Consider the following 8,214-nt stretch of genomic DNA (forward strand, 5'->3'; position numbering starts at 1 on the left):
TAATTTTTCTTAAAAAGAAAATAATTATATAAATTTTTTTTATCTTTTATAAAAAATATTTTTTTAAGTTTGATAAATTTATTTCAGGTATATATATGCGTCTTAAAATAAAAAGAATTTTAAGACGGTTAAAATATTTATATCAAGATAAGAGAAGAATATATATTTTTATTAAATAAAATATTTTTCTAAAAAAACAAATAATTTTTCAAAAAAAAGATGATATAATTAATATACTAGCATTCAAAATCATTAAAGCTATTTATGTAAATTAAAAAAAAATTTAATGGTCATAACATTTTTTTTATATAGAAAAATTTATTTTATTTAAAAAAAATTTTTTTTAGAAAAAATTTCAAAAAATTTTACTTTTATTGGTTAATAACGATAAAATCCCCATTTACATTTAGGTATAAAATAAAAAATGCAGCAGAATAAAATTCTAAGATATATGATAGAAGAATCTAAATACCAAGACAATCCAACAGAAGTATTTTATCGTTTATGTCATAATAAATCGAACACCTTACTATTAGAATCTTCAACGGTAATCGATAAAAAAGCAGTAGAAAGCATGATGATTGTTGATAGTGCTTTACGTATTACTGCTCGTAATAACTGTGTCTCCATTACCGCTCTTACAAATAATGGAAAATTTTTATTAATTATGCTTGATAATATTTTTCCAAGAAATATTCAAGTAATTTCTACTCCTGCTCAACGAAAAATTATTTTTCCTTATTATTCTATTCCTGTAGATGAAGAAAAAAAATTAATGTTGCACTCTGTTTTTGATATTTTTCGTTTTATTATCAAATCAATCAGTTCCTATGAGCAAAAAAAAACAATATTTTTTGGAGGTTTATTTTCATACGATCTAATTAATTCATTTGAAATTTTACCGCTCGTAGAAAAAAAACATCATTGTCCAGATTTTTGTTTTTACTTAGCAGAAAATCTAGTGCTAATTAATCACAAAAAAAAAACTACCACGATTCAAACTAATATCTTTACAAGTAATGCGTATGAGTACATCCGGTTAAAAAACAGAATGCTATCTATACAAAAAAGATTAAATTCTGAAATTAAAACTATGCCTTCCGTACCAATTCATAATATGAAAGTAACATATGATATTCATGATATGGAATATGCGCAAGTTATCAAAAAAATGAAAAAATTTATTACTCAAGGCGATATCTTCCAAGTTGTACCTTCTCGTAAATTTTATTTGCCTTGCACACATTCTTTATCAGCCTATCATGCATTAAAACAGAATAATCCAAGTCCTTATATGTTTTTTATGCAAGATATACACTTTCAGCTTTTTGGAGCGTCGCCAGAAAGTTATTTAAAATATAATCCAAAAAATAGAATTGTTGAAATCCATCCTATAGCTGGAACACGTTCACGAGGAAAAAACAAAGACGGATCAATTAATTTAGATTTAGATAATCGTATTGAATTATCGTTACGTACGAACCAAAAAGAACTATCTGAACATTTGATGTTAGTAGATTTGGCTCGTAATGATTTAGCTAAAGTATGTAGCACTGGTAGCAGATATGTATCTCAGTTAATGAAAGTAGAAAAATATTCACATGTTATGCATTTAGTATCGAATGTTATAGGCACTCTTAGTGAAGATTTAGATATATTTCATGCTTATCAATCATGCATGAATATGGGAACTTTAACAGGCGCCCCGAAAATACGTGCTATGCAACTAATTGCGCAAATAGAAAAAAATTCTAGAGGTAGTTATGGAGGATCAATTGGATATTTTACTGGAGAAGAACTTTTTGATATGTGTATTATTATACGATCTGCGTATGTCGAAAATAATATAGCAACTGTACAAACTGGAGCTGGAATTGTATTAGATTCTATTCCTTTCGAAGAAATACAGGAAAGCAAAAATAAAGCCTATGCTGTACTTCTTTCTATTTTTCAATCTCATCACGCAAAAGGAACGCTATATGTCTAATATACTCTTACTAGATAATTTTGATTCTTTTACATATAATTTAGTTGATATATTAAGATCATTTGGGCAAAATGTATTAATCTATCGAAATAATTCCAAAGTCTATGATCTTATGACCGCTCTAGCATATATGGAAGATCCAATTTTTGTTATTTCACCAGGACCGGGAACCCCAAATAATGCAGGTTGTTTATTAGAAATGATTCATCAGTTAAAAGGAAAAATTCCAATTTTGGGTATTTGTTTAGGTCATCAAGCAATTGTACAAGCATACGGAGGACATATATATCATGCCGCTAATATCATGCACGGAAAATCCTCAAATATCACTCATGACGAAAAAGATATGTTTCAAAATTTACCTAATCCGCTTGCTGTAGCGCGATACCATTCATTATTATGTAAATCTATACCAAAAAATTTATGTATTAATGCTCACTTTAAGACAATGGTTATGGCTGTTAAAGAGCCGATCGATCGAATATGTGGATTACAATTTCATCCAGAATCTATTTTAACTCCTAACGGAATTGAACTAATGCATAATATTTTACTTTGGTTAAGAAAAATTATTTAAAACAGTTTTAAATAAAATAGGATCAAGACAAGCAGATGAATTGCCCTCTAGTAGACCAAATGAAATGCGTTTAATTTTTAAAAAAAATGAAAATAAAAAAGAATTTTTAAAAAACCTAGAAATACGAAAGGCAATAGATCAATAAAATACATCAAACATCATCAGAAACAGTGTTTCAATCATCATATACGGACGATTCCGGTTCAAATCGTATATTCCTCCTTCCCATCTCTCTTTGCGAGCCATAACGATCATTTTAGAAGATGGAAAAAAAATTATGCGGCGAGAGTTTTTTTTGGGATACTCCGCCATTTTTTTTTTAAACACTTCTCTTCACCATGAATCATCCAAATTATAAAAAATTTTTCAACAACTGCAGTTTTTTGATACGCTAATATTCCCGAAATATTATTTAATATCTGGAGTCGGGTACCATACAAGAAAAAATTGATTTTTTTTGTTTTTGATCCTTTTGATAACATGTCTTTTTAAAATTACATTTTTCTTCACAAATTCAGGTTATATAAAATATAAAAAACAAAACAAATCCTTTTTTTATACTATGCAATTAAGATGTAAGAAATGTATTCTTAAGCCGTATTTTTTTTTAAAAAATTCGGTTTTTTTATTTCTTTTAATAAATTTATTAAAAATAATTTTCAAAATAATTACTTACTTTTTTTAAAAAAACATTTATTTTATGAAATAATAGATGTATAATTTTTTTATTAATAAAAAATTCTTATACTGGAAAAATTAGTGAAAAAAAAATATGAACTAGCCATCCTCCCAGGGGATGGAATAGGTCCAGAAGTAATGTTACAAATTTATAAAATTTTAAATATAATAAACGCGAACTATACCGTGCAAATTCATTTTCATGAATATGATATTGGTGGTATTGCATTTGATAAATATGGGACTGCGTTACCTCAGAAAACATTAGATGGATGTAAAAAATCTCATGCAATTCTTTTTGGTTCTGTTGGCGGTCCTCAATGGACTTCTTTACCTGCCAATCTTCAACCTGAGAGAGGCAGTTTACTACCATTAAGAAAATTTTTTAATCTTTTTATTAATATCAGACCAGCAAAATTATATAAAATGTTAGAAAATTTTTCTCCATTAAAGAAAAATATAGTTAAGAAGGGTATTGATATTTTGTGTGTTCGAGAATTAATTGGAGGAATTTATTTTGGTTTACCTAAAGGAAGAAAAGGAAAAAATTTAAAACATTCTATAGCATTTGACACAGAAGTTTACTCTACTTATGAAATAGAAAGAATTGCAAAAATAGCTTTTCAGCTAGCTTTAAAAAGAAAAAAAATAGTGAGTTCTATAGATAAAGCTAATGTTTTAGAAAGTTCTATTTTATGGCGAGAAGTAGTTACCCATGTTTCTAAAAAATTTCCGACTGTTCAAGTAAATCATTTATATATTGATAATGCAACCATGCAATTAATTAAATCTCCTCATTTATTTGATGTTTTACTGTGTTCCAATTTATTTGGAGATATTATATCTGATGAATGTGCTATGCTAACTGGATCTATTGGTATGCTACCTTCAGCTAGCTTAAATGAAAATTTTTTTGGTTTATATGAACCAGCCGGAGGTTCTGCACCTGATTTAAAAGGAAAAAATATAGCAAATCCAATAGCTCAAATTCTTTCTTTAGCAATGTTACTCCGTTATTCGTTAAAATTAAATTCGATAGCTAATCTTATTGAATCCGCGGTAGTTAAAGTATTACAAAAAGGATATAGAACATTTGATATTACTGACAATAAAAAATACATTACAACAGATGAGATGGGTACAAAAATTTCAGAAAAATTACTTAAGATGATAAAAAAATGAAAAAAACATTATACCAAAAAATTTTTGATCAGCACATTGTCTACGAAAAAAATTATGAACCGCCTCTTATTTATATTGATTTACATTTAATTCATGAAGTTACATCTCCGCAAGCATTTGAAGGTTTACGTATTAAAAATAGAACATTAAGACGTCCTAATAAAACTTTTGCTACTATGGATCATAATGTACCAACTATATCTCGGAATATGAATCACGCTAGTCCAATGGCTAAAATACAAATGGAAACTTTAACTAAAAACTGTAAAAATTTTCATATTCCCTTATTTGATCTGCATAATCAAAATCAAGGAATCGTACATGTAATTGGCCCAGAACAAGGTATGACGTTACCTGGTATGACCATTGTTTGTGGTGATTCCCATACTTCTACTCATGGGGCATTTGGGGCTTTAGCTTTTGGTATCGGTACCTCAGAAGTAGAACATGTTTTTGCAACACAGACATTAAGACAAGAAAGAATGAAAAACATGAAAATTTTCATTTTTGGAAAAAAAAATAATAATATTTTTGCTAAAGATATTATCTTATATATTATCAAAAAAATAGGAACATCAGGTGGTACCGGATATGTAGTTGAATTTACAGGTCCTATAATAAAAAATATGAGTATGGAAGAAAGAATGACAATATGTAATATGGCTATTGAACTCGGAGCGAAATCTGGCATTATTCAACCGGATTCAAATACATTTACATATTTAAAAAACAAAAATTTTACTCCTAAAAGTAATTCTTGGAATAAATATACTAATTATTGGCGCTCTTTAAAATCAGATGATCAAGCTTATTTTGAGAAAAATATTTCAATTAATATTTCTAATATAAAACCTCAAGTAACATGGGGTACAAATCCTTCTCAGGTTATTTCAATAAAAGAAAAAATACCAAAAATTAATACATTAAAAACTGAAATAGAAAAAGAAGATGCTCGAAAAGCGCTAGAATATATGGGCTTAAAACAAAATTCTAGTCTAATAAATACTCCAGTAAATAAAGTTTTTATTGGTTCTTGTACCAATTCACGAATTGAAGATTTACGTGTAGTTGCAGATGTTGTAAAGAATAAAAAAATTTCTAAAAATATAGAAGCAATTATTGTACCGGGATCTGAATTAGTGAAGAAGCAAGCTGAAAAAGAAGGATTGGACAAAATATTTGTAAAATCAGGCTTTCAATGGCGTCATTCTGGATGTTCCATGTGTTTAGGTATGAATAATGATCAACTTAAACCATATGAAAGATGCGCATCTACTAGTAACAGAAATTTTGAAGGTCGACAAGGAAAAAATGGGCGAACACATCTAGTAAGTCCATGGATGGCAGCTAATATTGCATTATATGGAAAATTTGTCGATATTAATTAACAATTAAAATAACTGGAAAAAATTTTACACGATAAAATAATATGAAAAAATTTATAAAACATAGTGGTAAGATTGTACCAATAGCTGCCTCAAATATAGATACAGATATTATTATTCCTAAACAATTTTTACAAAAAATTAATAAAATTGGATTTGGTAAATATCTATTTTATAATTGGAGATTTTTAGATTTAGAAGGAAAAATAAAAAATAAAAAGTTTATTTTAAATAATAAAATTTATAAAAATTCTAGTATCTTATTAACTCGAAAGAATTTTGGTTGCGGTTCTTCACGAGAACATGCGGTATGGGCATTAATGGATTATGGTTTTAAAGTGATTATAGCTAATAGTTTTTCAGATATTTTTTATAATAATAGTTTAAGTAATCGTTTATTATTAATTACTTTATCTGAAAAAATTATTGATATGTTATTTGCGATAATAAACGAAAAAAAAAATATTATAGGACATATTGATTTATTACAGAAAAAAATTATTATTGAAAAAAAAATTATTAGTTTTAATATGAGTAAACCACAAATCAGGTCAGTTATTTCTGGATTAGACCAAATAGATGAAACAATGTTATACAATAAAAAAATTAATTCTTATGAAAATAATCAATATCCAGAATTTATAAAATATTTTTAAATTCTAATATTAAGATCGTTCTACTATAACAAATCGTTTCTAGTTATATTTCTTTATATTTTTAATATATTTTTCAATTTTTTATATCTGTAAAATTTTTTAAATTTTTTAGATAAAAATTTAATTATAAAATTTATTAAAAAATTTAAATAAATTTTTAAACGTATCTTACTAAATTTTATCTACAAGGAATTCTGTTTTATGAATAATAAAGTATTAATTTTTGATACAACATTAAGGGATGGTGAACAAGCATTACCTGCATGTTTAAATGTTAATGAAAAACTCCAAATAGCTATAGCATTAGAACGTTTAGGTATTGATATCATTGAAGCTGGATTTCCAATATCTTCTCCGGGAGATTTTAAATCAGTTCAAGTAATTTCAAAAAATATTAAGAATAGCAAAATCTGTAGTTTAGCTCGTTGCATTTATAAAGATATAGATACTGCCGCTCAAGCTATGAAATCTGCTATTTCACCAAGAATACATATCTTTCTTGGAACATCCTCTTTACATATACAATCTAAATTAAAAAAAAGTTTTCATGAAATTACAGAAATGATTACAAGTTCTATTAAAAGAGCTAGAAAATATACGGATGATATTGAATTTTCCTGTGAAGATGCCGGCCGAACATCACTAGAAAATTTATGTTTTTTTGTAGAAAAAGCAATAAAATATGGCGCAAATACAATAAATATTCCAGATACGGTAGGATACACTACACCGACACAGTTTAAAAATATTATTCAAACTTTATATGAAAAAGTACCAAACATTCATAAAGCCATTCTTTCAGTACATTGCCATAATGATTTAGGAATGGCTGCAGGAAATTCTATGAGTGCTATTGAAGCGGGAGCAAGACAAATAGAAGGAACAATAGGTGGTTTAGGAGAAAGGGCTGGAAATACTGCATTAGAAGAAATAATAATGGCATTAAAAATACATTCCCGAAAAATGGGTTTAGTTACTAATATAAAAACTAAAGAAATATATAGAACTAGTAAAATTATAAGTCAATTATGTCGTATGCCTATCCCTATAAATAAAGCTATTATAGGAAAAAATGCTTTTTCACATTCTTCTGGAATTCATCAAGATGGAGTGTTAAAAAATAAGGAGAATTATGAAATTATTGATCCTACTATGATAGGTTTAAAAAAAAGTAAATTAAATTTAACTTCGCGTTCAGGTCGAGCTGCAGTGAACCATAGAATGAATGAAATGGGATATCAACCACATGATTATAACATTGATAAATTGTATATAGATTTTTTGAAATTAGCCGATAAAAAAGGTCAAATATTCGACTATGATTTAGAAGCATTAGCATTTATAAATAATCAAAAAGAAAAAGAAGAAGAATACTTTCAGTTAAAATATTTTGATGTTCAATCAAAACTGTCAGGTTTTTCTATAGCTTCAGTCATTTTAAAATGTGGGTCGAAAAAAAAAATAAAAGAAGTAACAACAAAAAATGGGCCGGTTAATGCTATTTATCAAGCTTTAAATAAAATCACATTATATCCTATAAAGTTGAAAAAATTTAATTTAGTAGCAAATGGAGAAGGAAAAGATGCTTTGGGTCAAGTCAATATTATTGTTAAATATAAATCAAGAAATTTTTATGGTTTAGGTTTAGCGACAGACGTTATAGAAGCTTCAGCTAAAGCATTAGTAAACGTTTTTAATCATATTTTTAAAGCTAATCAAATTGATAAAAAATTTGATAGAGGATCTTAA

Annotated in this window: 7 protein-coding genes; 6 read left to right on the forward strand and 1 reads right to left on the reverse strand. The window is 26.9% G+C overall.

Translation table 11 applies throughout. The annotated features are described in order from the left end of the window. Positions 1-424 precede the first annotated feature (424 nt). Positions 425-1,987 (forward strand): anthranilate synthase component 1, encoded by a 1,563-nt coding sequence (locus APCICONF2801_RS02060; protein ID WP_075432453.1) that lies wholly within the window; start codon positions 425-427, stop codon positions 1,985-1,987. Further along, on the forward strand, positions 1,980-2,564 hold the full coding sequence (locus tag APCICONF2801_RS02065; protein ID WP_075432456.1) for an aminodeoxychorismate/anthranilate synthase component II: 585 nt from the start codon (positions 1,980-1,982) through the stop codon (positions 2,562-2,564). The genes APCICONF2801_RS02060 and APCICONF2801_RS02065 overlap by 8 nt, the downstream gene beginning before the upstream one ends. Positions 2,565-2,839: 275 nt before the next feature. On the opposite strand, the gene APCICONF2801_RS02070 is transcribed toward APCICONF2801_RS02065, so the two are convergent. Continuing rightward, complete coding sequence (locus APCICONF2801_RS02070; RefSeq protein ID WP_075432459.1) at positions 2,840-3,046, reverse strand: hypothetical protein; 207 nt, start codon at positions 3,044-3,046, stop codon at positions 2,840-2,842. Between the two features lie 277 nt (positions 3,047-3,323). On the opposite strand from APCICONF2801_RS02070, the gene leuB reads away from it, so the two are divergent. The 4 genes from leuB to leuA all read left to right on the forward strand — a co-directional run bounded on the left by leuB (position 3,324) and on the right by leuA (position 8,214). Next, positions 3,324-4,424 (forward strand): 3-isopropylmalate dehydrogenase, encoded by a 1,101-nt coding sequence (gene leuB, locus APCICONF2801_RS02075; protein ID WP_075432462.1) that lies wholly within the window; start codon positions 3,324-3,326, stop codon positions 4,422-4,424. After that, positions 4,421-5,812 carry a 3-isopropylmalate dehydratase large subunit gene (leuC, locus tag APCICONF2801_RS02080; RefSeq protein WP_075432465.1) on the forward strand — a complete coding sequence of 464 codons (1,392 nt, stop codon included), beginning with the start codon at positions 4,421-4,423 and terminating at the stop codon, positions 5,810-5,812. The genes leuB and leuC overlap by 4 nt, the downstream gene beginning before the upstream one ends. Before the next feature lie 41 nt (positions 5,813-5,853). Beyond that, positions 5,854-6,465 (forward strand): 3-isopropylmalate dehydratase small subunit, encoded by a 612-nt coding sequence (gene leuD / locus APCICONF2801_RS02085; protein WP_075432468.1) that lies wholly within the window; start codon positions 5,854-5,856, stop codon positions 6,463-6,465. A gap of 201 nt (positions 6,466-6,666) precedes the next feature. After that, the gene (gene leuA / locus APCICONF2801_RS02090; protein WP_075432471.1) at positions 6,667-8,214 is read left to right on the forward strand and encodes a 2-isopropylmalate synthase; all 1,548 of its coding nucleotides are present in this window, start codon (positions 6,667-6,669) and stop codon (positions 8,212-8,214) included.

Source organism: Buchnera aphidicola (Cinara confinis) (assembly GCF_900128735.1).
GTDB classification, from domain to species: domain Bacteria; phylum Pseudomonadota; class Gammaproteobacteria; order Enterobacterales; family Enterobacteriaceae; genus Buchnera_F; species Buchnera_F aphidicola_L.

Bases quoted from the DNA above. Each gene is read 5' to 3' on its own strand.
- leuA (WP_075432471.1), top strand. From the start codon at position 6,667: ATGAATAATAAAGTATTAATTTTTGATACAACATTAAGGGATGGTGAA.
- leuC (WP_075432465.1), top strand. From the start codon at position 4,421: ATGAAAAAAACATTATACCAAAAAATTTTTGATCAGCACATTGTCTAC.
- APCICONF2801_RS02065 (WP_075432456.1), top strand. From the start codon at position 1,980: ATGTCTAATATACTCTTACTAGATAATTTTGATTCTTTTACATATAAT.
- leuD (WP_075432468.1), top strand. From the start codon at position 5,854: ATGAAAAAATTTATAAAACATAGTGGTAAGATTGTACCAATAGCTGCC.
- APCICONF2801_RS02060 (WP_075432453.1), top strand. From the start codon at position 425: ATGCAGCAGAATAAAATTCTAAGATATATGATAGAAGAATCTAAATAC.
- APCICONF2801_RS02070 (WP_075432459.1), bottom strand. From the start codon at position 3,046: ATGTTATCAAAAGGATCAAAAACAAAAAAAATCAATTTTTTCTTGTAT.